Raw genomic sequence first — 25,027 nt, forward strand, 5'->3', positions numbered from 1 at the left:
CGGCACGAAGGGCGGCCCATGCCGGGCCCGCCGCCGATACGGATTCCAAACCTTGCCGCAATCTCCGCTTTCCGTGGGAATCGCCGGCGCGGGCAGCGCCGGGCTGGCGACCGCGCTGGCGCTGGCCCAGGCCGGGCATCAGGTGCGCGTCTTTGAAAAGCACCCGGATTTCACGACGATGGGCGCGGGCTTGCTGCTTCAGCCGCCGGGGGTGCGCGCGCTGCGCACGCTAGGGGTGGACGTGGCCGCGCTGAACGTCGGCGCGCCGATCGATGGCCTGCTGGGCCTGTCGCATCGCGGGTGGCGCATCGTCGATATCGATTACGTGGGCGACGGCGCGCGCGCAGTGACCCGGGCGGCGTTGGGCCGCGTGTTGTTCGACGCTTGCCAGCGAGCGGGGGTCGCGTTCTCGTTCGGCTGTCCGGTCCAGACGCTGGCTAGCCAGGCGGGCAGGGCGCGCGTGGTCCATGGCGAGGGCAGCGGCCAGGCAGAATCCGCGTTCGACGTGTTCGTGGTGGCCGACGGCGCCGCGTCCGCGCTGCGCGAACAGGTCGGGCTGGCCTCGCGTTCCCGCGTCTACCAGTGGGGCGCGTTGTGGGGGCAGTTCTGGGCGCCGGACTGGCCGGGCGCGACGCAGTTGCTGCAGCGTTTTCGCGGCACCCGGCAAATGATGGGCCTGCTGCCCACCGAGATCGGCCCGCAGGGTGTCCGGCTGTCGCTGTTCTGGAGCATCCGCCACGACGCATTGCCCGCCTGGCGTGCGGCGCCGATCGGGAAATGGAAGAAGCAACTGCTGGCATTGTGGCCTGAAGCGGCGCCGGTGGTTCAGCAAGTATCCCGGCACGAGGATTTGGCGGTGGCCACCTACCGCCATACCTGGCCGCGGGGGCTGGCCGCCGGGCCATATTGCGCGGTGGGCGACGCCGGCCACGCGATGAGCCCGCAACTGGGTCTGGGTGCGACGCTGGCCGTGCTGGATGCGTTGGCGCTGGCTCGTGCGCTGGGGCAGTACGGCGCGGCCGAGGGGCCGGCGCGCTATGCGCGCAGCCGGCTGCTGCCGTCGCGCATGTACCAGACCTTGAGCCGCGCCTTGACGCCGTGTTTCCAGTCTTCGGGGCCGGGGCTGTGGCGTGACCTGCTGTTCGGCGGCTCGCTGCTGGTGCCCGGGGTTCGCGGATTGATGAAGCGCGGCTTGCTGGCCATGCCCGAAGCGGAAGCGGCCCGCCGCCGTTGAATCGCCGTCAGGCGGCGTACCACAGCACCGCGAAGAAATGGCAGACGGTGCCGGCAAGCACGAACAGGTGCCACACGAAATGGCTGTAGCGCCAGCGGTTGTCGAATACGAAGAACACTACGCCGCCGGTATAGGCCAGGCCGCCCGCCACCAGCCACCACAGCCCGCCGGTCGGGACGCGTTCGATCAGCGGATTCACCGCGATGATCACCAGCCAGCCCATCGCCAGGTACAGCCCGGTGGAGATGGCCGGGCGGTTCAGGCGTTTGCTGGCCTTCAGCCCGACGCCCAGCAGGGCCAGCCCCCACACCAGGCCGAACAGGGTCCAGCCCCATGGGCCGCGCAACGCGCCCAGCGCAAACGGCGTATAGGTGCCGGCGATCAGCAGGTAGATGGCCGAATGGTCCAGCACGTTGAAGATCTGCTTGGCACGGCAAAGCGGCAGCGCGTGATAGATGGTGGATGCCAGATACAGCAGGCACATCGAGGCGGCGAAGACGGCGGCGCCCGCGATGAAGGCGGCGTCGCCCTGGCGCACGGCGGCGATGATCAGGAAGGGGGCGGCGGCCACGGCACCGGCCGCGCCCACGCCGTGGCTGATGGTGTTGGCGATTTCTTCGCCCAGGGTCTGGGGTCTGTCGTTGGGGAACATGAATGCGTCTTGTTGAAGCGAGGCTTACACCATAGGCGCTTTGCGCCGCGCGCTCAAGGGGCCGCAGGCGCTCGGCGAGGCTGATGCGGCGCGGCTTGATTTTGTTCAAATGCCACCCATGTCCGGCGCAAGGAAATATGCAGGTAGGAAGTTACTCTGTGATACATTTCACGCACAAATAAATCCGCCCGAAGAGGCGGCGCATGTTCTTGTCCCAGGCTCGCGTCCGCGGCTGCGCGTGCGCGCCCGCGCAACAGATACTCTAAGGGGAGACTCTGATGATTCCGGCAATCGGCCTGATGGTGGGCGCATACATCATCACTCGGATGACCGCCATGCTGACGCGTCCCGACGCCAGTAAAGTGGTCAGGGTATTGTCCATACTGACCATCGCCGTGGCGCTGATGTCCTGTCTGCAATTGTTGACGGGTGGCGCCGGTCCGGCTCCAAGATTCTGAGTTCCAGGCGTCCGTGACCGTGCGGGCGCGATGGCCGGCGTGCCGCAGCGAGCGGCCCCGCGGCGCCACGGCGCCGGCGCGAAGTCAAGAAGGTTTACTGGCCGAGGCCTAGCAATGGCGCGCAGTTTTACCAGTCTGTTTTTCAAAGCCGCAAAGAAACTAAGCAAACTCCAGCGCGCGGCGCTGCGCATGGCGGCCCCCAAAGCCACCAGGAAACGCACCGCATCGGCGCGCAAGACGGCGGTCAAGCTTGCGCCGCCGGCTGCAACCCCCCGCCCACCGGCCGTGTCGTCCCTGGGCGGCGGGCGTTGGGAGGCGTCACGGCAGTTCTCCGACGGCGCGGGACGCCAGTTGGCCTTCGCGCGCTATACGCCGGCGCCCGCGCCACGCGCCGGCATGCCGGTGGTCGTGATGCTGCATGGTTGCCGGCAGACGTCGTTGGCGTTCGCGCGCGGCACGCGCATGAACCAATGGGCGGATGCCGGCGGCTTCATGGTGCTGTATCCGCAGCAGTCCATGACCCGTCAGGTCCAGCGCTGCTGGCGCTGGTTCCAGCCCGATGCCCAGCATGGCGGCGCCGAGGCCGATCTGATCGCGGCGCTGATCCGGTCGGAAGTCGCACGGCATGACCTGGATCCGGAACGGGTCTACATCGCGGGGTTGTCGGCGGGCGCGGGCATGGCGGCGCTGGTGGCGTTGCGGCATCCCTCGCTGATTGCCGCGGTGGCCATGCATTCCGGCCCCGTCGTGGGCGACGCGCACAGCGCGGCCAGCGGCATCGGCACGATGCGGCGCGGCAGCCTCAAACCGTTGCTGCCGTTGCTGGAAGGCGTGGCGGATCCCGCCGTATTCCGCCTGGGCATGCCCGCCTTGATCCTGCAGGGGCAGCTGGATCCGGCGGTGGCACCGCGCAACGGCAAGCAGTTGTTCGAACAGTTCCGCGCCTTGAACGGCCTGGGTCCGGAAGCTCTTCCGGTCGAGCGCGTGCTGGGGCTGGGCACCGACAAGGCGTATCGCCGCATGGACCTGCTGCGCGGGCGCAAGACGGTATTGCGCCTGTGCGAAATCACGCGCCTGGAGCATGCCTGGAGCGGCGGCGACGCGTCGGTGAAGTACCACGCGCGGGGCGGCCCCGACGCCTCGGCTCTGGTATGGCGGTTTTTTCAGGGCTTGCGCCGGACGGGCGCGGAGCAGCGGGAAGCATAGGTATCCGTGGGCAGGCGCCATCGGGCCGTCGCCATTGTTCGCGAATCGGGAATGCAGTTGTCGAGGCCGGCGGCTATGGAAACGACACGGTGCGGCGGTAAGATCGCCGCATTCCAGATCCAGGCGGAGCGCGTGCCCTGCCCAAGCTGGCTTTTTGGAAATCTGCGCCATGTCCCTCTCTATCTATCAGGCATCCGTGCCCGTCTTCGTTCGCGGCATGACCGTGCTGGCCGACCTGCTGGAAAAGGCCGTCGCCCATGCCCAGGCCGAAGGGCTTGATCCCGCCGCGCTCGTCAATGCGCGCCTGGCGCCCGACATGTATCCGTTGTCAGGCCAGGTCCAACGCGCCAGCGACGCCGCCAAATTCGCGGTCCAGCGACTGTCCCAGGGGCAGGCGCCGAAGTTTCCCGACGAAGAGACGACGTTCGAGCAGTTGCAGCAACGCATCGCCGACACCATCGCCTATCTGCAAAGCGTGACGCCTGACCAGGTGGAGGGCGCCGAAAGCCGCAAGATCGTCGTGAACTTCGGCGACTTCAAACCGGAATTCCAGGGCGACGGCTACCTGCTGACGTTCGCGTTGCCCAACTTCTATTTCCACATCACGACCGCCTATGCGATCTTGCGCAACGCCGGCGTGAAGATCGGCAAGCTGGATTTCCTGGGCCCATATTCGCAGTAAGTCTCGGGCAGACGTAAAAAAGCCCGCAGCGGCCGGATCCTTTCGAGTCCGGCCGCTGCGGGCTTTTTCCTGCGTGCCGGCGCGACGCGCTTATTGCTTGGCGGCCGCGGCTGCCGCGGCATCGCCGCAGCCGGTCATGTCGCCCATCTTGGCCATGTTCTGCTGGATTTCCTCGGGCGAGTAGTTGAACTTGTGCGTGGCGATGGACCAGCGGTGGCCGAACGGGTCCACCACCTGGCCGTAACGGTCGCCCCAGAACATGTCCGCGACGGGCATCGTCACGGTGGCGCCGGCGGCCACGGCCTGCTTCATCGCGGCGTCCACGTCGTTCATGTACAGGTGCAGCGTCACGGGCGAGCCCTTCAATGCCTTGGGCCCCAGGCTGCCCCATTCGGGGAAGTCGTCCATCAGCATCAGCACGGAATCGCCGATGCGGATGGCGGCATGCATGATCTTGCCGTTGGGCCCGGGCAGGCGCGCGAGCTCTTCGGCGTTGAAGGCCTTCTTGTAGAAGGCGATGGCATCCGACGCGCCTTCGCACACGATATGCGAGGTCAGCGTGTGCATGCCGTCGGGAATGGGCTGTTTTGCAGGGGTGGCCATGGTGAGTCTCCAGAATCGTTGACTGTCGGGGGGACGGAGCGCCGGGGCCGGTGCGGTCCAGCGGCTCCTGCCTATACGACGAACGGGCGATGCCGGTTTCGACAGGGCGCCCGGTTTTTTTTACTTGGCGACCAGCGTGTTGAAGCCGCCCAGGCACATGCGTTTGAAATCGAACACGCCTTCGCAGGACATGTTGCTCAACCGGGGGTCCGCCATGACTTTGGCGTTGATCCGGTCGCGCTCGGGCTTGCTTTCGAACAAGACCCAGGCGAACACCACCGTTTCGTCTGCCTTCGCGCCAGCGGCCGCCGTGAACGAGCCGAACCCTTCCATGTCGATGTCGTCGGCGACGCATTCGCGGTAGTCCAGCGCCCCGTGCTCGATCCAGACGACCTTGGCCTGCTCCGCCATTTTCTTGTACGCCGGCAGGTTCGCCTTGGGGACGGCGAGAAGGTAACCATCTATGTACTTTTCCATCAAACACTCCTTTGATCCATGTTGTTCTATCCGGCGCCAGGCGTGCCCGCTGGTCACGCCCGCAGCCGTCCGGCCTTGAAGCCGGCAGATGTCACTGTATCGGGATTGGGGCAGGTTTCAGATAGGGGATTGCGACATTCTTGCGGGTGGATTGCGACAGTGCACAAGCGTATGCTTGGCGTCATGAAAAACGCCGCTCCGCGGCTCCCGCCGCCCGGACTTTCCGCCCCAATGAAAAACGTCGCTTTCCTACTGCCGACGGGAGCGAACATCGCTTCCCTGGAGACTGCGCGCCATGGCTTCCTGGTCGCCAACGAATACCTGGCCGCGCATGGCCGTGAACCGCGTTTCCGGGTGCGCACGCTGGCGTTGACCCGCGAGGTCAGCCTGGACGACGGGCGTATCAAAGTGCAGGCCGACCTGGTGCTGGCCGACGCGCTTGACATCGATATCTGCATCGCACCGCCGTTGCTGGGCGCCGTGTCCGATGCGGTCCTGTCCAACCGCGAACTGATCGACTGGTTGTCGCGCCATCACCGCGAGGGCGGCGAAGTCGCCAGCCTGTGCATGGGCGCCGCGCTGCTGGCGGCGGGCGGGGTGCTGGACGGGCAGCAAGCCGTGGTGCATTGGGTGGCGCAAAACCTGTACGCCAGCCTGTTCCCGAACGTGCAGTGGGTCAGCGACCGCGTCGTCATGGCCGACAACGGCATCTACACGAGCGGCGGCGCGTTTTCGGCCGCGCACCTGGTGCTGCATCTGATCGAAAAATACACTGACCGCGACACCGCCATCTGGTGCGCCAAATACTTCCAGTTGGACTGGAGCCGGCAGAGCCAGCTGCCGTTCTCGGTGTTCACGGGGCAGAAGGGCCACGCCGACGACGTCGTGCGGGCCGTGCAGACTGACATCGAAGGCCGCTACACGGAGAAGATCACCGTGGAAGACCTGGCCGACCGCCACGCGATGGGCCGTCGCACGTTGGAACGCCGGTTCCGGCAAGCCACGGGGAACAGCATCGTGGAATACGTGCAGCGGGTCCGTGTCGAGGCCGCGAAGAAGCGGCTGGAGAGCTCGCGCAAAAGCGTGTCGGAAGTGATGTACGAGGTCGGCTACAACGACACCAAGGCGTTTCGCGACATTTTCAACAAATACTGCGGCATGTCGCCCGTCGGCTATCGCGAACGCTATCAGTGACCCTGCGCACGGATGAGATCCCGGCGCAGGGCCGCGGCGCCATCATCCGCGTTGCGGTGTGGCGCAGGCCGAGCTTTGCGCGGCGCCGCCCACACCGCGCGCGGCAGGCGGACGGGCATGCGGGAGACGGTGAGGGGAATACCCAAAAGTGGCTATATGAAATGCTTGGGATTGGCTATCTGACTTAGCGCCAGTTTCCCCTATCATCTTTGGCATTGTCCCTAACCGTGGAACATCCATGCCCGAGCTGACCCAAGCGCTGAAAGCGCGCATTCTCGCGGCCGTCAATGACGGCTATGCCGACCAGACCGATACGCTGGCGCAGTTGGTCCGAATCCCGTCCCAGCGCGGCGAAGAGGCGGCCGCGCAGGATTTCATGGCGGCGCAGTATGCGGCGCGGGGCTATGAGGTGGACCGCTGGCAGATCGACATCGATGCCATCAAGCACATGCCGGGTTTCTCGCCGGTAGCCATCTCGTACGACAACGCGTTCAACGTGGTGGGCACCCACCGCTCGCGAACGCGCCAGGGCCGGTCGCTGATCCTGAACGGCCATATCGACGTGGTGCCCGTGGGGCCCCGGTCGCAATGGAGCCGCGACCCCTATGACCCGGCCATCATCGACGGCTGGATGCACGGACGCGGCGCGGGCGACATGAAATCGGGCCTTGTCGCCTGCATGGCGGCGCTGGACGCGCTGCGCCGGGTCGGGCTGCAGCCGGCGGCGGACGTGTTCCTGCAATCCGTGGTGGAAGAGGAATGCACCGGCAACGGCGCGTTGGCCTGCCTGCAGCGCGGCTACCGCGCCGATGCCGCATTCATTCCCGAACCCCTGCTGCCGATGCTGATGCGGGCCCAGGTCGGGCCCATGTGGTTCCAGGTGCAGGTCGACGGCGATCCGCAGCACGCGTCGGCGGCGTTTTCGGGCGCAGGCGCCAACGCCATCCAGAAAGCCATCTTCATGATCCAGGCGATGGACGAACTGGAGGAACGCTGGAACGGCCGCAAATGCGAGCACACCCATTTCTGCGACCACCCGCATCCCATCCGCTTCAACCTGGGCAAGATCGCCGGCGGCGACTGGCCCTCGAGCGTGCCCGCCTGGTGTACCTTCGACATGCGCGTCGCGGTGTTCCCGGGCCAGAGCCTGGAGGCCGCCCGTGCCGAGATCGAAGCGTTCGTCGCGGAAGTGGCCGCGCGTGATCCCTTCCTCGCCAAGCATCCGCCCAAGGTGATCTACCACGGCTTCATGGCCGAAGGCTATGAACTGAAGGATTCCGAGGACGTCGAGGCGGCGCTGCGAGTCAGCCATGAGGCGGTCTTCAACGAGCCGCTGCAGGAATACGTCACCTCGGCCGCGACCGACGCCCGGTTCTACGGCCTCTACGCCGATACGCCGGCCATCGTCTACGGCCCGGAATGCCGCATGCCGCACGGCAACGACGAGTCGGTGAACCTGGAATCGGTGCGCAAGGTGACGCAGACCATCGCATTGTTCATTGCCGAATGGTGCGGCCTGGAAGAGATCGCCGCATGACGATCCGCAGCACGGCGACCCCGACGGCCGAACAGGCGCTCTTTGCGGCCGAAGCCCCGAAACTGACCATCGACGATGCCCGGGCGATTGCCTGGGACGTCTTCGGGCTGCGTACCCAGGCGGAATTGCTGAGCAGCGAGCGCGACCAGAACTTTCACCTGCGCCTGGACGATGGCAGCGCCTATGTCCTGAAAGCCACTCATCCCGCCGAGGATCCGGCGGTGACGGACTTCCAGACGCAGGCACAGCTTCACCTGATGCGCGCCGACAGCAGCCTGCCGGTACCGCACCTGCTGTTGACGCGCGACGGCCGCCACGTGCATCGGCACGACGGGCCGGCGGGCGTACGCCGCGCCATCCGGGTGATCACCTTTCTATCCGGCACGCCGCTCTACAGGACCCCACGCAGCGCGTCGCAGGCGCAAGCCCTGGGCCATGCGCTGGCGGGCTTCGATCTGGCCTTGCGGGGGTTCGAACATCCGACTGCGAACCACACGCTGTTGTGGGACCTGCAGCACGCGGAACAGGTGGCGGATCTGCTGGCCGGCATTGAAGACGCCGGCCAGCGCGCGCTGGCCGAGCGCACCCTGGCGCGGTTCATGGCGCATGTCCGGCCGGCGCTGCCGGGCCTGCGCCGCCAGGTCATCCACAATGATTTGAACCCCTACAACGTCCTCGTGGACGCGGCGCAGCCCGACCGTATTTCGGCCATCCTCGATTTCGGCGACATGGTGCAGGCGCCGCTTGTGCAGGACCTTGCAGTGGCCTGCTCGTACCTGCTGGAAGATTCGGCCAGCCCGCTGGATCGCGCTGCACTGTGCGTGGCCCGCTACCACCGCTTGAATCCGCTGACGGATCCGGAGATCGCGCTGCTGCCGGACCTGATTGCCACGCGCCTGCTTCTTACCGTGGCCATCACGGGCTGGCGTGCCAAGCAGCACCCCGAAAACCGTACCTACATCCTGCGCAACAACGCCCCCGCCTGGATCGGCCTGGCGCGACTCGCGGCCTTGCCGCAAGGGCGCGCCCGGGACATTCTGTCGCGGGCCTGCGGCGCCACTTTGGAGAATCCCGCATGAGCAAAGACAAGGCCATGTTGAACGCATTCGACCCCGCTGCCGCCGGCAGCCTGCCCGCCGCCGAGCGTGCCCTGATCGAACGGCGCCAGCGCGTTCTCGGAACGGCCTATCGGCTGTTCTATGACAATCCGCTGCACATCGTGCGCGGCGAGGGCGTGTGGCTTTATGACGCCGCCGGAGAACGCTACCTGGACGCCTACAACAATGTGGCGTCGGTGGGCCACAGCCATCCGCGCGTGGTCGCGGCCATTGCCGAGCAGGCCGCGGTGCTCAACACGCATACGCGCTATCTGCACGACGGCGTGGTGGAATACGCCGAGCGCCTCGTGGCCACGTTTCCGTCCGCGCTGTCGCAAGCGATGTTCACGTGCACCGGCAGCGAGGCCAACGACCTGGCGCTGCGCATTGCGCGCAGCCACACGGGCGCCAGCGGCGTCATCGTGACGGAACTGGCCTACCACGGCGTCACGGCCGCTGTCGCGGCGGTGTCGCCCTCGCTGGGCAAGACCGTGCCGTTGGGCGTCGACGTGCGTGCCGTGAGCGCGCCCGACACCTACCGGCACGATCCCGCGACGATCGGCGCGTGGTTTGCCGCCCGGGTGCAGGAGGCCATCGACGATATGTTGCGCCATGGCATACGTCCGGCGGCGCTGCTGGTGGATACGGTCTTCTCCAGCGATGGTGTCTATACCGATCCCGCGCCGTTCCTGGCGCCCGCCGTCGAGGCCATCCGCGCCGCCGGCGGCCTGTTCATCGCCGACGAAGTGCAGGCGGGTTTCGCGCGCACCGGTTCATGCATGTGGGGCTTCCAGCGCCATGGCCTGGTGCCCGACATCGTCACCATGGGCAAACCCATGGGCAACGGCCATCCGATAGCCGGTGTGGTGGCGCGTCCCGAGATCTTCGAACGCTTCGGCCGCGACGCGCGCTACTTCAACACGTTCGGTGGCAATCCGGTCTCCAGCGCGGCGGCGCTGGCGACGCTGGATGTCATCCAGGACGAAGGCCTGCAGGCAAACGCGGCGCGCACGGGCGCCTATCTGCGGGATAAGTTCCGCGAGATGGCGCGCAAGCATCCTTGGATCGGCGATGTTCGCGGCGACGGCCTGTTCATGGGCATCGAACTCGTCAAGGACCAGGGGGCCAAAACGCCGGCCCCCGAAGAGACGCACCGATTCGTGAACCTGATGCGCGAACACCGCGTGCTGCTGAGCGCCACCGGCCTGCGCGGCAACGTCATCAAGCTGCGGCCGCAGTTGCCGTTCAGCCTGGCCAACGCGGACCAGTTGATGCAGGCGGCCGACGAGGTGTTCGCCAAGTTGTAGGGAAGGGCTGGCGCGGGAGCCGTGGCTTGCCGCGCGACGGCCCGCTCAGGCCGGCGCCGCGCGGCGTCGCCGGGGCCGGGCTGCGGGCGCCGTACTGCTGGCGCGGTCAAGCGCACGCGCGAAGCGTTCCACGCCCGCGGGGATCTGCGATCCGGGCACGCCGCCGTAGCCCAGCACCACCGCGTTGCGGTCGCCCTCGGCATGATCGGGCAGGAAGTGGGGCTGGCCCAGCACGATGTTCTCGGCTTGCGCGTGGGCGACCAGTTGCGACACCGACACCCGCGGCGACAGGCGCGCATACACGTGCAGCCCCGCCCGGGCCTGCGACAGCTCGACCATCGGGCCGACTTGCCGCAAAAGTTCTTCCCGCAGCACGCGCTGGCGTTCCGCGTACTCCAGCCGCATGCGCTTGATGTTCTGCGAGAAATGCCCGTCATTCATGAAATCCGCCAGTGCGGCCTGCAGATGCAGGTGCCCCGGCCGGTAGATGCGCGAGCAGGCGTTGGAGAATGCGTGCGCGATATGTTCCGGAACGACCATGTAGCTCATGCGCAGCCCTGCGAACATGGTCTTGCTGAACGTGCCCATGTAGATGACGCGGCCGTCGGTGTCCAGGCCCTGCAGGGACGGGATCGGCGCGCCGTCGTAGCGGAATTCGCTGTCGTAGTCGTCTTCGATGATCCACAGCCCGCTCGCGCGCGCGGCTTGCAGCAGTTCCAGGCGGCGCGCCAGCGGCATGACGACGCCGGTAGGATATTGATGCGAAGGGCTGCTGATCACGAGGCGCGCGCGTTTCGGCACTTTGCTGGTGGAAAGGTTCAGCCCGCCTTCGTCGACGTGGGCGGGATGGACGCGGATGCCCGCCGCGGTGAGCAGCGGCGGGAAGGCCCAGTGACAGGGGCTTTCCACCAGCGCGGCGTCGCCGGCGTCGGCCAGCAGGCGGGCGCAGAGGTCGACGGATTGGTGGGTTCCGGCAGTCACGATGATCTGTTCCGGCTGGCAGACGACCGAGCGCGAAATGCGCAGGTAGTTCGCGATGGCCTCGCGTAGCGGCACGAAGCCCGCGCCATCCTTGGAATAGCCGGCCAGCGCCAGGTTCGATTTGCCCAGATGGCGCGACAGCAGCCGCTTCCAGACATGAAAAGGGAATAGGGTCGCGTCCGCGATGCCTGGCACGAAGGCGCCCGTGTGCTGTCCCAGTCCGCCCGTGCCGCCGCCTGTGACTTCGCCGCGGGTGGACAGCCCCAGGCGCTGGCGGGCCGCCGTTTCTGAGGAAGGCGCCGCCAGCGGACGCTCGCCGGTATGTTCGACGAAGGTGCCGCTGCCCTCGCGGGCGGTGAGATAGCTCTCGGCGATCAGCCTGTCGTAAGCCAGGGAGATCGTAATGCGTGAAATCCCGAGTTCTTCGGCCAGCGCGCGCGAGGACGGCAGCCGTTGCCCGGCGACCAGGGTGTGGTCGAGCACTCCCCTGCGCACGATCTCGTAGATCTGCCGTTGCAAGGGCAGCTCAGATTCCCGCGAGAGGGCTCCGGCCAGGAGATCGGAGAGGAGCACTTCTTTCATTAAGTGGCCTTAGAACATTGGCATTTGTGGCTATACAAGATATAGCCAGTCGCTGCTATCGTCAATCACAGCCATCAAGGCATACAAGGGGAATTAAATGGACAGCAAGAGCAGCCGGCGCCAGCCGGTTCGCGCAGCTTCGGCAGCATTCTTTGGCACCATGATCGAGTGGTATGACTTTTACTGTTACGCCACCGCCGCGGCGCTGGTGTTCGGCGATGTGTTTTTCGCGACCGACGATCCCTTCATGGGTACGCTGGCTTCGCTGGGCACGTTCGCCATCGGCTTTTTCGCGCGCCCGTTCGGCGCATTGATCTTCGGCCACCTGGGCGACCGCGTCGGCCGCAAGCAGAGCCTGATCATCACTCTGACGGTGATGGGCATTGCGACCACGCTGATCGGGCTGTTGCCGTCCTATCACTCCATCGGCCTGGCCGCGGTCATCCTGCTGGTGGCATTGCGGCTGGTGCAGGGCATCGCCGTGGGCGGGGAATGGGGAGGCGCCGTGCTGATCGCGGCCGAGCACGCGCCACCCAAGTGGCGCACGTTGCTGGCGTCTGCGCCGCAGTACGGCAGCCCGATTGGCCTGATCCTCGCCACCGGCGTGTTCCGCATCGTCTCCGACCTGCCCAAGGAAGACTTCCTGAGCTGGGGCTGGCGCCTGCCCTTCATCGTGAGCGGCGTGCTGGTCCTGGTGGCCTTCGTCATCCGCCGCGGCGTGAACGAAAGCCCGGAACTGGAAGAGCGGCTGAAGGAAAAGCGCAAGGAGCACATTGCGCCGATCGGCCTGGTGCTGCGCGAGCGCAAACGCGCGCTGGCGTTGGGAATCGGTCTGTGCCTGCTGGGAATCTCGGGATTCTATTTCGTGACGACCCTGATGATCACCTATACCACCACGTACCTGAACATCACCCGCCCGCAGATCCTGGACGTGGTGACCTGGGCCGGCGTGGTCGAACTGATCAGCTTCCCTCTCGCTTCCTACCTGGCGATGAAGATCGGCGAGCGCCGCTTCCTGGTGTACGTGACGGCGCTGGCCACGCTGTGGTCCGTGCCGATGATGATGCTCATCCTGACGGGCAACATCACCAACATTGCGATCGGCATCCTCGTGGCCATCTTCCTGATCGGCGCCTATTACGCCGTATTGGCCCCGTACCTGCCGCGCGCGTTCCCGATCGAGATGCGCTATACCGGCATTTCCCTCAGCTTCCAGCTTTGCGGCGCGATCTTCGGCGGCACAACGCCGCTGGTGGGGCTGTGGGTGGCGCACAAGTTCGGCTTGAACTGGCCGCCCCTGGCGCTGATGTTCGCCGTCATCGCGGGCGCGAACTTCCTGTGCGCGGTGTACCTGCCCACGGACGAGCGCGACGCCGCGCGCGCCGCGGCCCGCAACCGCAGCTTGACGCCGCAGCGGTCGTGAGCCGGCCGGTCACGTGCCGAGCCTGGCGCGCCAGCAGCACGGGGCCGGCATGGCGCAAGTGTGCGTATCCAACGTCGGCGACCCCATCGATGCGCTAAGCGTTGTGTCGCGTTGGCGGCGCAGCTCCGGGGCATGCTAGATGGGAGCGATCTTCAACCTATCCTGTTATTTAAGCGCCCGGAGCGGCCGCCGCGCCAGTTTCGTTTTGAAGTCCTGGCGTACATCGCAAATGATATGGATGTAGACGGTATTGCCGATGATTTCGTAGATCACCCGGTTCTTCGCCGCGATGAATTCAAGAAAATGGGCCGACGGCAGCTCCGGAGGGGCGTGGCCCGTGAGCGGGCACTTCTGAAGATTCAGAATCGCGCGCTGGATTTTCGCGTAGGCATTCAGCCAAGTCGCTTGCGAGAAGTGCTTGCGAATGTACCGCCGGATCCAGGAGATCGTCTTCAGCAGATCGAAGAAAGACAATCTTGTGGCTCACTCTTCGTCCGCCTTGTCCAACGCGTCGATGCGGGCGAAAACCTCAGAGGCCGGCACAATGCTCCCGTCCTCGATATCCCGGCGGCCATGAGCAAGCAATTGAAGCAGGGCGATCATTTGCTCTTGTTCTTCATAGCTCTGTACGTCCATGACGACGAGCTTGGCCTCGCCATTTTGAGTAATGAGCATGGGTTCCCGTGTCTGCGTAAGGGTAGTGACGATCTCGGCGGCGTGACTCTTGAGATAGGAAATGGGCTTCACTTGGGTTGAGTATTTCATGGCCTGAATTCCTGTCGGACGGGTGGACCGGTTGTAGTCTTAATTTGGTTCATCCGGTTCCTGCAGGAGAATGAGGACATATGATGCGTTGTTACTCGATGCTCCGATAGCCTCGGGTTGCCGCAGGGCCGCCAATCCCGGGCGCCGTCGCGGCAACGCGAGTCGGACGAGTGTTCTCAAGGCAGCGGCAGCGTCTTCCCGACGCTTGCCGCCAGCATCTGGGCGGTGGCCGCCGATAAGGTCCAGCCCAGGTGGCCGTGCCCGGTGTTGTAGAACACGCCGGGCCGTTTGCCCGGACCCACGCGCGGCATCATGTTGGGCGTCATGGGACGCAGGCCGCACCAGGGCACCACGCGCGATGTCCGGATGCCGGGGAAGTGCTTGCGCGTCCAGTCGACCAGCGGCTGCACGCGTTCGGCGCGGATGTCCATGTTGAAGCCGTTGAACTCCGCCGTGCCCGCCACGCGGAAACGGTCGCCCAGCCTGCTGGTGACGATCTTGGCGGCCTCGTCCAGCAGGCTGACGCTGGGCGCGGCGGCCTGGCTTTGCGCATCGTCCAGATGCACGCTGATGGAATAGCCCTTGACCGGATAGATGTTCAGCGTGTCGCCCATCTGCTGCGCGAACTTGCGGCTGACGGCACCGGCGCAGATGACGATGGCATCCGTCTCGTGCTGTTCGCGCTCCGTGCCGCCGTTGCGCAGCACCTCCAGCACATAGGGATGGTTGTCGCGGCTGATTTGGCCAACGTCGGCGTCCTGCACGAAGGTGACGCCATGGCGTTCGCAGGCGCGCGCCAGCCCGCTGGTGAATTTGTGGATGTCGCCGGTGGCGTCCGACGGCGTGAAGAAGCCGCCGTGGCAATCCGTCTGCAGCGTGGGTTCGATGTTGCGCGCTTCGCTGCCCGAGACGGCATAGCGCTCCAGGCCGCCTGCCTGAAGCAGCGCGTTCGAACGGCGGGCGGCGTCGAAGCTGGCCGCATCGTGATAGATGTGCAGGATGCCCCGGCGCTCCAGGTCGAAATCGATGCCTTCGGCGTCGGCCATGTCGAACAGGTGCTGCCGCGCCTCGATCGCCAGGCGGGTGGTGGCGATGGTGTTTTCGCGGTAGTGGGGGATCTGCGCCATGAACTGGGCCAGCCACGAATACTTATGCCAGCTGGGCTTGGGGTTCAGCAGCAGCGGCGCGTTCTTGCGCCACATCCAGCGCAGTCCTTTCAGGATGGTGGCCGCGCTGTTCCAGACTTCGGCGTTGCTGGCTGACAATTGGCCGCCGTTGGCGTAGGACGTTTCCATGGCGGGGTAGCGCTGGCGGTCGTAGACGGTGATCTGATATCCCAGCTTGGACAAGGCATAGGCGGACGTGACGCCGGTGATACCGGCGCCGATGATGGCGATGCGGGGCATGATGGCTCCAGATTGGGTGGCCGCGACCTGAACTGGCCGCAGCACCCCATCTGTCTCGGTACCTGAGAGCTTCACCCGTCGCGCTGACGGCGGCGGGTTCCCCTTCGGTGGGCGCGCACGGCGCCTCTCTCCAGATTGTCTAGACTCGCGCAGTCCTGTTGCCTGAGAGTTTCCGGGGCGGTTGCTCCGTCGGCGCCGGCCGCAAGGGCCAGTCTCTTCTGCGCGGTTTTGAATCGACGAGGTACAGAATAGCCAAGTTCTTGTGGGATTGGATTCAGGGTAAGTACTATGTCGGGCATTCCACCGTGGCCGGACAGGAAGGGACAGGAGCATGAGAAAAAACGTTGAGCGAACCCGGCGCGCCGCCTTGTCGGCGCTCGCGGTGCTTGCCTTGGGGGCGGCGGCTTCCCAGGCGTTTGCCGCGCCGGCGGCGCCGCTTGCGCCGCCGGACGCCGGCCGCCAGATCGGCGAAGCCGCGCAGGCGGTGATGCGCGAGTACGGCGTGCCCGGCATGGCGATCGCGATCACCCGGGATGGCCGGCAGCAGTTCTACAGCTATGGCGTGGCGTCGCGGCAGACGCAGGCGAAGGTCAGCCGCGACACGCTGTTCGAGGTGGGATCGATCAGCAAGACCTATACCGCGACGCTGGCGGCCTATGCGGAAGTGCTGGGCAAACTGTCGTTCAACGACAGCCCGGCGCGTTTCCTGCCGGACTTGCAGGGTTCGGAATTCGGCAAACTGACGCTGGTTCATTTGGGCACGCATACCGGCGGCGGCTTTCCGCTGCAGGTGCCCGACGCCGTGCGCAACGACGCGCAGCTGATGGACTATCTGAAGGCGTGGCAGCCCCAGTATCCGGCCGGTACGTACCGGACCTACGCCAATCCCAGCATCGGGATGCTGGGGGTGGTGGCCGCCAGAAGCCTGGGACAGCCGTTCGCGCAGGCCATGGAAAAGACGCTGTTTCCCAAGCTGGGCCTGACGCGCACGTATATCGACGTGCCGGCCGCCGCGATGGCCGACTACGCCCAGGGCTACAACAAGCAGGATGCGCCCGTCCGCGTGAATCCCGGTGTGCTGGCGGCGCAAGCGTATGGCGTGAAGACCAGCGCGCGCGACCTGCTGCGCTTCGTCGAGGCCAATATGGACACGGCGGGCGATGCCGTCATTCCGCGTGCGGTCGCACGCACGCACGTGGGCTACTACCGGATCGGGGACATGACGCAGGACTTGGCTTGGGAGCAACTGGCCTATCCCGTAACGCTGGACGCGTTGCTGACAGCCAACGCGGGCACGCTGAACAGCCAGAGCCATCCGGCGGTCGCGCTGAATCCGCCGCTTGCGCCGCAAGGTTCGGTGTGGATCAACAAGACCGGATCGACCAACGGTTTCGGCGCTTACGTGGCGTTCGTGCCGGCCAGGAAGGCGGGCGTCGTGATCCTGGCCAACAAGAACTATCCGAACGAGGCCCGGGTGCGGCTGGCGTACCGGATACTGGAAACGCTGGCCCCTTAAGCGTCCGGGCCGGGGGCGGCTGAGGCGCCGCCCGCGCGCGGCAGCAGCCCCATCACTTCCAGCCGCTTGCACAACTGCCCTAGGCGCTCCATCTTGTAGGCGTCCACGTCCATGCCGGCATAGTCGTAGAAGCCCTGGCCGTCGCGCAGGCCGTTGCGGCCTTCCTCCATGTTGCGCGCAATGACGTCGGGCGAGGCGAAGCGGGGGCCGATTTCACCGGACAGGTAGCGCGACGCGTAGTAGAGGATGTCGCCGCCGCCCCAATCGATGAACTCCAACAGGCCCAGCACCGAAAAGCGCAGCCCGAAGCCCAGCCGCACGGCGGTGTCGATGTCTTCCGCGCTGGCGACGCCTTCCTCCACCATGCGCGCGGCCTCGTTCATGGCCAGGGCCTGGATGCGGGGCACGATGTAGCCCGCGGACGGCGCGCATTGCACCGGCACCTTGCCCGCCTGGCGCAGCGCGGCCAGCAATTCCGCTACGGCGGCATCGCTGGTCTTCGGGCCCCGGCTCACTTCCACCAGCGGGATCAAGGCGGCCGGATTCAGCCAGTGCGCGTTCAGAAAGCGGTCGGGGTGCGGCACCAGCTTGGCCAGGTCGGTGACGAGGAAGGTGGACGTGGTGGATGCAATGACGCCGTCCGGCGCGCAGGCCTGCCCCAGCCACTGGAAGGTGTCCTGCTTGGCGTCCAGGCGTTCCGGTACGGCCTCGAAGACGATGCGCGCCGCCCGCAGGTCGGCCACGGCGTCCTCGCGCCGGCACAGGCGCACGCGGCGCAGGGCGGCTTCCGTCTGGCTGACGTCAAGCAAGCCCAGCCGGCTGAGCGTGCCCAGTTCGCGACGCAGGTTGGCCGCCACGCGACCGCTGTGCTCCGCTTGCTCGGCCGGCGGCCTCGGTTTGATGTCGACCAGCGTCACGTCGCACCCCGCAAGCAGGTAGGACAGGGTGATGCCTTCGCCCATGCGGCCGGCGCCGGCCACGCAGATCCTGGGGGCCATGGTCAGCATCCTTGCGCCAGCAGTTCCGCCATGCCGCCCCGCGACAGGCGGGCGAGCCCCAGGCATTCCAACGTGCGGCCTTCCGCGTACAGGTCGCGGCCGGTGATGGCGCCCGCGAGGCTCAGCAAGCCTTGCGCCACCGGCGTGGGCACGCCCGCCCAGCGGCCCGTGGACACCAGGAACGACAGGCCCAGCCGCGTGTCTTCCAGCATGTAGCGGTGAGCGTGCAAGTCGATGGTTTCGCGCCAGTCGCCGCTGTCGGTGAGCTTGCCGTGGGCGCCCCGGCCATACATCCACTCGTCGCCTTCGGTGGCGTAGTGGTCGGCCAGCGGGAAGTGCGGCGCGGCGTAGCCCAGCGCCTCGCGGATCGCGATGCGTTCGGCGTCCAGCGCATCGGTGATGCGGCGGATCGAGGCTTGCGTGCCTTCGTTGTGGATGTCCCACTTGTCGAAGTGTTCCAGCGGACCGGCGTTCATCATGATGAGCGGCGGGTGGATGATGGGGCCGGCGTTCATCAGCGCGCCGGACAGGGCGTCCTCGATCGGTTCGATGGCCGGGTAGGCCTGCCGCAGCAGCGCCAGCGCGTCTTGCGACAACCGGCTGGGGAACACGCCCGTGGGCAGGCGCGTGGCATAGCCGCTGATGACCACGGTGTTGCCGTGCTTGCGCGCCAGGTAGGGCAGGGTGCCGGTTTCCGCAAAGGCCACGCGGGCGGGGTTGCCCGCATCTTTCTGGGCACGGGCGAAGACGTAGCTGCCGAAGGTGCCCGGGGGCAGGAACACGACTTGCCCGTCTTGCAAGCGCGGCGCCAATTCAGCGGCCAGCGCATCGTGGGTGGTGGACGGCAGCGGGATGACCAGCACCTGGGCATCGGCCACCGCGTCGCCCAGGGCGTCGGCCAGTTGCAGATGGCCGGGGCCGCGGCCCAGCGGAATGCGGCGTGTGCCCCGGTAGTCGGTGACGGTCAGCGCGCCCGCATCACGCAGGCCTTGGAACGCCGCGCCGTCGCGCCGCCACCAGCGCACCTCGTGCCCTTTTTCCGCCAGCTCGGCGGCCGCCGCATAGCAGCCGTGGCCGCCGCCCAGTACGCTGATTCGCATGATCAAGCTCCTTCGATAGAAGCTTGATCCTAGCGGCGGCACCCGGGGCAGGCTGCGCAAAACGCGCAGGCGCCGTTCCGATCCGGCAAGGGAATGCGCGGCGATTATCCGCGGTGCTGCCGCAATGTGTCCGACGGCAGGCAGCCGTAGCGCTTGCGGTAATGCGTGGCGAAATGCCCGAAGCTGGCCACGCCATGGCGCAGCAGGATGTCGGTCACGCTGTCGCCCATGTGCGCGGCCTCAAGCGCCGCGTGCACCAGCGCCAGGCGCTGGTTGCGCACATAGTCGCTGGGGCTTTGCTTCAAGAACTGCGTGAAGCCGTTCTGCAGCGTGCGGATCGACACGCCGCAGTGCGCGGCCAGGTCCGCCAGCGAGATCGCTTCGTCGACATGCGTTTCGATGTATTCGCGGGCGCGGCGCACATGCTGGGGCAGGGGCTGCCGGCGGTCGGCGCGCAGTTGCGCCGAATAGTTGTGGGGCAGCTGGGTCAGCAGCAAGGCCAGCAGATAGTCGGAAAAGCCCCCGGCCAGCGTCTGGGTGACGCCGTCGATGGCCGGATGCTGGTACAGCCGGCACAGGTAGTCCAGCGTTTCGCGCACGGCAGCCAGGCCCGGCGCGTCGGCGTCCACTTCCAGGTCGAACACGAGGGCGTGGCGGATCGGCCGGTCCAGCAGGCGTTGCAACTGGTGCTCCAGCGCCTGCCGTTCCACGCGCAGGATCAGGTTGCGGCAATCGCGTCCAATGCTGATCACGCTGGGTTCCGATGGCGACGAGATCGTCATGCCTCCGGCGCGCATCGGGGCGCGGCGCTTGCCCAGCGTGACCAGTCCCGTGCCTTGCAGCGTGATGCGGATCAGGTAATAGCTGGCGATGTCGCCGGCGTCGATTTCGACTTCGGCGCCGTAGTGCAGGTCGAACAGCGCCGCGCTGCCGAAAAACACGCCGTAAAGCCGCGACTGCAAGGGCTTCCCCTGCGCGACGCACATGCGGTGCGACCACAGGTGCTGGCTGACCTGGTCCTTGATCTCGGTGGCGTTGCCCGAGTCCAGCAAGCAATGGCGGTTCAGCGGATAGGTGTCGTTGAACATGCTTTCCTGCGCGGTGGGAACAGTCGTTGCGTCCGGCGTATAGAGCCCGGTTGCGCAAAGACCTACAACAGATGGACAAACGGGACGCAGTCCGATCCCGGCACACTCCAAGGGAAAACCATGACTGACGCCACCCTGCAGCAAGGGACAAGACGAAGCTACGCCTATGAGTGGTACGTCGTCGTGATATGCATGCTAGCGTACATATTTTCCTTCGTCGACAGACAGATCCTGGCGCTGATGATCGAACCGATCAAGCACGATCTGCAGCTGTCCGACACGCAGTTCAGCCTGCTGCACGGCCTGGCGTTCTCGTTGTTCTACGCCTTCATGGGCATCCCCATCGCCCTGCTGGCCGACCGCTATTCGCGGCCGAAGATCATCGCGATCGGGGTGGCGTTCTGGAGCCTGGCTACCGCGGCCTGTGGCTTGTCGCGCAACTTCGCGCAGATGTTCCTGGCGCGCATCGGCGTGGGCGTGGGCGAAGCCGCCTTGTCGCCCGCCACCTACTCCATGCTTAGCGACATGTTCCCGCGTGAAAAGCTGGGGCGCGCGGTGGGCATCTATTCGATCGGATCGTTCATCGGCGGCGGCATGGCCTTCCTGATCGGCGGCTACGTGATCGACTTGCTCAAGAGCGTGGACACCGTGGTGGTGCCATGGATCGGCGCGATGCGGCCGTGGCAGGTCACGTTCTTCATTGTTGGGTTGCCCGGCTTGCTGGTGGCGCTGGCGATTCTGCTGACCGTGCGCGATCCGCAGCGGCTGGGCCTGCGCCGCAACGCCGCCGGGGATGCGCAAAAGCCCACGCTGCGCGACACCGTCCGGTTTCTGGGCCGGCACCGGGGCACGTTCTTTTGCCATTACCTGGGCTTCTCGTTCTACGCGATGGTGCTGTTTGCGCTGCTGAGCTGGACGCCCGCGTTCTACATGCGCAAGTTCGGGATGTCGCCGACGGACGCGGGCTACATGCTGGGCGTAGTGGTGCTGGTGGCCAATACCGCCGGCGTATTCTGCGGCGGCTGGCTGATGGACTGGCTGGCCAAGTGCGGCTATGGCGACGCGCCGTTGCGCGCGGGCGTGATCGGCGCGCTGGGCATGGCGTTGCCGGCGGTGGCCTTCACGCAGGTGGACAGCCTGTGGCTATCGGTGGGGCTGCTGCTGCCCGCGATGTTCTTCGCGTCGTTCCCCATGCCCACATCCACCGCGGCCATGCAGATCTTGCCGCCCAACCAGCTTCGCGCCCAGGTGTCGGCCTTGTTCCTGCTGATCTCGAACCTGATCGGCCTGGGCCTGGGCACGACCGCGGTGGCCTTGCTGACCGACCGGCTGTTCAAGCAGCCGGCGGCGGTGGGGCAGTCGCTGTCCCTGCTGATCGGCGGCGCGACGGTGCTGTGCGTGCTGCTGCTGGCATCCGGCTGCGCCCGCTACCGGCGCAGCCTGGCCTGGGAGGACGCCGCGGTGAATGCGCACTTGCAAGGCGCTGGTACACAGTAAAAAATAGCGCATCCGGAAGCCGCATGCCGCGGCCGTCCCTTGAACAGGAACCCCCATGACGCTTGCCTCCGCATCCCCCACCCTGGCCGACTTGCGCGTGGACGGCGCGCGCCTGTGGCAGTCGCTGATGGACCTGGCCCGCATCGGCGGCACCGAAAAGGGCGGCGTTTGCCGCCTGGCCCTGACCGACCTGGACCGCCAGGGCCGCGACCTGTTCGTCAATTGGGCGATGGAGGCGGGCTGTGACGTCCGCGTCGACGCCATCGGCAACGTCTTCGCGCGTCGGCCCGGGCGGGACAATACCTTGCCCGCGGTCATGACGGGCAGCCATATCGACACCCAGCCCACCGGCGGAAAATTCGACGGCAACTACGGCGTGCTGGCCGGCCTGGAAGTGCTGCGCACGCTGAACGACGCAGGCGTGCAGACCGAAGCGCCCCTGGAGCTGGCGGTATGGACCAATGAAGAGGGCTCACGCTTCGTGCCGGTGATGATGGGCTCCGGCGTCTATGCGGGCGCCTTCACGCTGGAACACGCGTTGTCGCAGCAGGACCGCGACGGCGTCAGCGTGCGCCAGGCCCTGGGCGACATCGGCTATGACGGCGCCGCTGCCGTGCCGCCTGCGCAACCGGGCGACGTGGGCGCGTACTTCGAGGCGCACATCGAGCAAGGGCCAGTGCTGGAAGCCGCCGATACCGTGATCGGCGTGGTGACGGCCGCGCTGGGCCAGCGCTGGTACGACGTGGTGCTGACGGGTGTCGAAGCACACGCGGGCCCCACGCCCATGCCGCTGCGCCGCGACGCCTTGCTGGCGGCGTCCGAGCTGGTGCTGGCGGTGAACCAGATCGCGCTGGCGCATGCGCCCAATGCGCGCGGCACCGTGGGCTGGATGGACGTGTTTCCGAATTCCCGCAATGTGATTCCCGGCCGCGTGCGCATGACGGTGGACTTGCGGGCCGCCGATGACGCCACGTTGTCGGCCATGGACGCCGCCTTGCGCGCAGCCGTCGAGACCGCCGCGACGGCGCGGGGCGTGGCCGCGCAGGTGGAGCAAGTGGTGTACTTCCCGCCGCAGCCCTTTGCCCCTGCGCTCGTGCAGTCAGTGCGCGAAGGCGCCAAGGCCTTGTCAATGTCCGCCATGGACGTGGTCAGCGGCGCAGGGCACGACGCCGTGTATCTGGCGCGCGTGGCGCCGGCGGCGATGATCTTCGTGCCGTGCAAGGACGGCATCAGCCATAACGAGATCGAGGACGCGCGTCCCGAGCACCTGGAAGCGGGATGCAACGTCCTGCTGCGCGCCATGCTGGCGCAAGCCGGCGTGGCGGCATGATCCGCTAGCGCGCATGCCCGCACCACGGCGGCGCATCCTGCGCTGCCGTGGTGCCGCCGCCCAAGGCCGCGCGCCGTTTCCCGCAACCCTTTCCAGGTCGTTCCCCCGGCCGCTCCCCGGGTGCTCCCGTGTCCCGCGCATGGCACAGAACTTGCTTATACAAATTCTGTGTACTAACTCTGTGCACGTGTCCCTGGAGAACCACAATGCAGACACGGAGTATCCGCATCAAATCCCTGGCCGCCGCACTGGCGCTGACGGCGGCAAGCGCCGCGGCCCTCTCGCCGGCCACGGCACGGGCCGAAAAGGTGTTGCGCATCGGTATGACCGCGGGTGACATCCCGCGCACGCTGGGCCAGCCCGACCAGGGGTTCGAGGGCAACCGCTTCACCGGTATTCCGATGTATGACGGACTGACCCAGTGGGACCTGTCCAAGCAGGACGGGCCCAGTGTGCTGATCCCGGATCTGGCCTTGTCCTGGGAGGTGGACGCCGCCGACAAGACGAAGTGGGTGTTCAAGCTGCGCCCGGGCGTGAAGTTCCATGACGGCTCGGATTTCAACGCGGATGCGGTGGTGTGGAACGTGGGCAAGGTGCTCGACAAGGGCGCGCCGCAGTTCGACGCGGGCCAGGTGGGCGTGACGGCCTCGCGCATGCCGACGCTGGTGTCGGCCCGCAAGATCGACGACCTGACGGTGGAGCTCAAGACGTCGGAGCCGGATTCCTTTCTGCCGATCAACCTGACCAACCTGTATATGGCGTCGCCCGCGCAATGGCAGAAGAAGCTGGCCGCGGTGCCGGCGTCCGTGACGGATGCCGCCGAGCGGTCGCAGAAGGCCTGGGCCGCGTTCGCGGCGGACGCATCGGGCACGGGCCCGTTCAAGATGGCCAAGTTCGTGCCGCGCGAACGGCTGGAAGTCGTCAAGTACGACGCGTACTGGGACGAGAAGCGCCGGCCGAAGATCGACCGCGTGGTGATGCTGCCGCTGCCCGAAGCCAATTCCCGCACCGCGGCGCTGATGTCCGGCCAGGTCGATTGGATCGAGGCGCCGGCGCCCGACGCGTTCGACGCGATCAAGGCGCGCGGCTTCGTCATCTATTCCAACGAGCAGCCGCACGTATGGCCGTGGCAGCTGTCGTTCAAGGAAGGGTCGCCGTGGCTGGACCAGCGCGTGCGCCAGGCCGCCAATTTGTGCGTGAACCGGGGCGAGCTCAAGCAGTTGCTGGGCGGCATGATGGCCGAGCCCAAGGGCACGGTGCCGCCGGGCCATCCCTGGTGGGGCAACCCCAAGTTCGACATCAAGTACGACCCGGACGCCGCGCGCAAGCTGATGGCGGAAGCGGGCTACTCCAAGGCGAAGCCGGTGAAGGTCAAGGTGCAGACTTCCGCGTCGGGCTCGGGCCAGATGCAGCCGCTGCCCATGAACGAGTTCGTGCAGCAGAACCTGAAGGACTGCTACTTCGACGTGAGCTTCGACGTGGTGGAGTGGAACACGCTGTTCACCAACTGGCGCAAGGGCGCCAAGGACCCTTCCGCCAACGGCAGCGACGCCATCAACGTCAGCTTCGCGGCCATGGATCCCTTCTTCGCGATCGTGCGCTTCGTCAGCACCAAGACCTTCCCGCCCACGTCGAACAACTGGGGCTATTTCGGCAACGCCGAGATCGACGGCCTGATCAAGGATGCGCGCACGACGTTCACGCCCGCGGAACGCGACGCCGCGCTGGCCAAGCTGCATGCGCGTGTGGTGGAAGAGGCGCCGTTCGTCTGGATCGCGCATGACGTCGGCCCGCGCGCGATGTCCCCGAAGATCAAGGGCGTGGTGCAGCCCAAGAGCTGGTTCATCGATATCGCCACGATGTCGATGGATTGATGTTGAACGCGGGCAGGATG

The 25,027-nt window shown here is 66.5% G+C and carries 23 protein-coding genes and 1 riboswitch; of the genes, 13 read left to right on the forward strand and 10 right to left on the reverse strand.

Features of this window, described 5'->3' with window-relative positions; all coding sequences use genetic code 11:
* The first annotated feature begins 52 nt into the window (after nucleotides 1-52).
* Nucleotides 53-1,234, forward strand: a complete 1,182-nt coding sequence (locus A9973_RS07340) for an NAD(P)/FAD-dependent oxidoreductase (protein ID WP_183013062.1) — start codon at nucleotides 53-55, stop codon at nucleotides 1,232-1,234.
* A 7-nt stretch (nucleotides 1,235-1,241) separates the two neighbouring features.
* Here A9973_RS07340 and A9973_RS07345 read toward each other — a convergent pair whose 3' ends face one another.
* Entirely contained in the window at nucleotides 1,242-1,886 is a 645-nt protein-coding gene (locus tag A9973_RS07345; RefSeq protein WP_183013063.1) for a hemolysin III family protein, read from the reverse strand.
* 278 nt (nucleotides 1,887-2,164) lie between these two features.
* On the opposite strand from A9973_RS07345, the gene A9973_RS07350 reads away from it, so the two are divergent.
* From A9973_RS07350 to A9973_RS07360, 3 genes are all read left to right on the forward strand, one after another.
* Nucleotides 2,165-2,344, forward strand: coding sequence for a hypothetical protein (locus A9973_RS07350; RefSeq protein ID WP_183013064.1), 180 nt, complete (start codon nucleotides 2,165-2,167; stop codon nucleotides 2,342-2,344).
* Nucleotides 2,345-2,533: 189 nt separating this feature from the next.
* The gene (locus A9973_RS07355; protein WP_255469049.1) at nucleotides 2,534-3,550 is read left to right on the forward strand and encodes a PHB depolymerase family esterase; all 1,017 of its coding nucleotides are present in this window, start codon (nucleotides 2,534-2,536) and stop codon (nucleotides 3,548-3,550) included.
* Nucleotides 3,551-3,719: 169 nt separating this feature from the next.
* Entirely contained in the window at nucleotides 3,720-4,232 is a 513-nt protein-coding gene (locus tag A9973_RS07360; protein WP_183013066.1) for a DUF1993 family protein, read from the forward strand.
* Between the two features lie 90 nt (nucleotides 4,233-4,322).
* Here A9973_RS07360 and A9973_RS07365 read toward each other — a convergent pair whose 3' ends face one another.
* Together A9973_RS07365 and A9973_RS07370 are read right to left on the reverse strand one after the other, a co-directional pair.
* Nucleotides 4,323-4,835 carry a VOC family protein gene (locus tag A9973_RS07365; protein WP_183013067.1) on the reverse strand — a complete coding sequence of 171 codons (513 nt, stop codon included), beginning with the start codon at nucleotides 4,833-4,835 and terminating at the stop codon, nucleotides 4,323-4,325.
* A gap of 120 nt (nucleotides 4,836-4,955) precedes the next feature.
* A complete protein-coding gene (locus A9973_RS07370; protein WP_183013068.1) occupies nucleotides 4,956-5,312 on the reverse strand; it encodes a DUF1428 domain-containing protein in 357 nt (118 codons plus the stop codon).
* Between the two features lie 231 nt (nucleotides 5,313-5,543).
* On the opposite strand from A9973_RS07370, the gene A9973_RS07375 reads away from it, so the two are divergent.
* From A9973_RS07375 to A9973_RS07390, 4 genes are all read left to right on the forward strand, one after another.
* Nucleotides 5,544-6,506, forward strand: coding sequence for a GlxA family transcriptional regulator (locus A9973_RS07375; RefSeq protein ID WP_183013069.1), 963 nt, complete (start codon nucleotides 5,544-5,546; stop codon nucleotides 6,504-6,506).
* Nucleotides 6,507-6,744: 238 nt separating this feature from the next.
* Nucleotides 6,745-8,043, forward strand: coding sequence for an ArgE/DapE family deacylase (locus A9973_RS07380; RefSeq protein ID WP_183013070.1), 1,299 nt, complete (start codon nucleotides 6,745-6,747; stop codon nucleotides 8,041-8,043).
* A complete protein-coding gene (locus tag A9973_RS07385) occupies nucleotides 8,040-9,122 on the forward strand; it encodes a phosphotransferase (RefSeq protein WP_183013071.1) in 1,083 nt (360 codons plus the stop codon). Before A9973_RS07380 ends, A9973_RS07385 begins: the two co-directional genes overlap by 4 nt.
* Nucleotides 9,119-10,447: an aspartate aminotransferase family protein gene (locus A9973_RS07390; protein ID WP_183013072.1), complete on the forward strand. Its 1,329-nt coding sequence runs from the start codon at nucleotides 9,119-9,121 to the stop codon at nucleotides 10,445-10,447. The genes A9973_RS07385 and A9973_RS07390 overlap by 4 nt, the downstream gene beginning before the upstream one ends.
* 45 nt (nucleotides 10,448-10,492) lie before the next feature.
* Here A9973_RS07390 and A9973_RS07395 read toward each other — a convergent pair whose 3' ends face one another.
* Entirely contained in the window at nucleotides 10,493-12,010 is a 1,518-nt protein-coding gene (locus A9973_RS07395) for a PLP-dependent aminotransferase family protein (RefSeq protein WP_183013073.1), read from the reverse strand.
* Nucleotides 12,011-12,107: 97 nt separating this feature from the next.
* On the opposite strand from A9973_RS07395, the gene A9973_RS07400 reads away from it, so the two are divergent.
* Complete coding sequence (locus A9973_RS07400; protein WP_183013074.1) at nucleotides 12,108-13,433, forward strand: MFS transporter; 1,326 nt, start codon at nucleotides 12,108-12,110, stop codon at nucleotides 13,431-13,433.
* Nucleotides 13,434-13,598: 165 nt separating this feature from the next.
* On the opposite strand, the gene A9973_RS07405 is transcribed toward A9973_RS07400, so the two are convergent.
* The 3 genes from A9973_RS07405 to A9973_RS07415 form a co-directional block, all read right to left on the reverse strand.
* The gene (locus tag A9973_RS07405; RefSeq protein ID WP_255469051.1) at nucleotides 13,599-13,907 is read right to left on the reverse strand and encodes a type II toxin-antitoxin system RelE/ParE family toxin; all 309 of its coding nucleotides are present in this window, start codon (nucleotides 13,905-13,907) and stop codon (nucleotides 13,599-13,601) included.
* A 9-nt stretch (nucleotides 13,908-13,916) separates the two neighbouring features.
* The gene (locus A9973_RS07410) at nucleotides 13,917-14,198 is read right to left on the reverse strand and encodes a type II toxin-antitoxin system Phd/YefM family antitoxin (RefSeq protein WP_183013075.1); all 282 of its coding nucleotides are present in this window, start codon (nucleotides 14,196-14,198) and stop codon (nucleotides 13,917-13,919) included.
* Between the two features lie 176 nt (nucleotides 14,199-14,374).
* Complete coding sequence (locus tag A9973_RS07415) at nucleotides 14,375-15,604, reverse strand: D-amino acid dehydrogenase (RefSeq protein WP_183013076.1); 1,230 nt, start codon at nucleotides 15,602-15,604, stop codon at nucleotides 14,375-14,377.
* 140 nt (nucleotides 15,605-15,744) lie between these two features.
* A riboswitch (glycine riboswitch) is annotated at nucleotides 15,745-15,835 on the reverse strand.
* A gap of 100 nt (nucleotides 15,836-15,935) precedes the next feature.
* Between A9973_RS07415 and ampC the strand changes: the two genes are divergently transcribed.
* Nucleotides 15,936-17,120: a class C beta-lactamase gene (gene ampC / locus A9973_RS07420; protein WP_183013077.1), complete on the forward strand. Its 1,185-nt coding sequence runs from the start codon at nucleotides 15,936-15,938 to the stop codon at nucleotides 17,118-17,120.
* Here ampC and A9973_RS07425 read toward each other — a convergent pair.
* The 3 genes from A9973_RS07425 to A9973_RS07435 form a co-directional block, all read right to left on the reverse strand.
* Entirely contained in the window at nucleotides 17,117-18,127 is a 1,011-nt protein-coding gene (locus A9973_RS07425) for a 3-hydroxybutyryl-CoA dehydrogenase (RefSeq protein ID WP_183013078.1), read from the reverse strand. The two genes, ampC and A9973_RS07425, sit on opposite strands and share 4 nt — an antisense overlap.
* Nucleotides 18,121-19,218, reverse strand: a complete 1,098-nt coding sequence (locus tag A9973_RS07430; protein WP_183013079.1) for an NAD/NADP-dependent octopine/nopaline dehydrogenase family protein — start codon at nucleotides 19,216-19,218, stop codon at nucleotides 18,121-18,123. The genes A9973_RS07425 and A9973_RS07430 overlap by 7 nt, the downstream gene beginning before the upstream one ends.
* Before the next feature lie 104 nt (nucleotides 19,219-19,322).
* Nucleotides 19,323-20,306 (reverse strand): AraC family transcriptional regulator, encoded by a 984-nt coding sequence (locus A9973_RS07435; protein ID WP_183013080.1) that lies wholly within the window; start codon nucleotides 20,304-20,306, stop codon nucleotides 19,323-19,325.
* A 120-nt stretch (nucleotides 20,307-20,426) separates the two neighbouring features.
* Here A9973_RS07435 and A9973_RS07440 point away from each other — a divergent pair, with 120 nt between their 5' ends.
* From A9973_RS07440 to A9973_RS07450, 3 genes are all read left to right on the forward strand, one after another.
* Nucleotides 20,427-21,803 (forward strand): MFS transporter, encoded by a 1,377-nt coding sequence (locus A9973_RS07440; RefSeq protein WP_183013081.1) that lies wholly within the window; start codon nucleotides 20,427-20,429, stop codon nucleotides 21,801-21,803.
* Between the two features lie 55 nt (nucleotides 21,804-21,858).
* Complete coding sequence (locus A9973_RS07445; protein ID WP_183013082.1) at nucleotides 21,859-23,133, forward strand: Zn-dependent hydrolase; 1,275 nt, start codon at nucleotides 21,859-21,861, stop codon at nucleotides 23,131-23,133.
* 206 nt (nucleotides 23,134-23,339) lie between these two features.
* Entirely contained in the window at nucleotides 23,340-25,007 is a 1,668-nt protein-coding gene (locus tag A9973_RS07450; protein ID WP_183013083.1) for an ABC transporter substrate-binding protein, read from the forward strand.
* The last annotated feature ends 20 nt before the right edge of the window (nucleotides 25,008-25,027 follow it).

It is taken from the genome of Achromobacter sp. UMC46 (assembly GCF_014170335.1).
GTDB lineage: Bacteria > Pseudomonadota > Gammaproteobacteria > Burkholderiales > Burkholderiaceae_B > Achromobacter.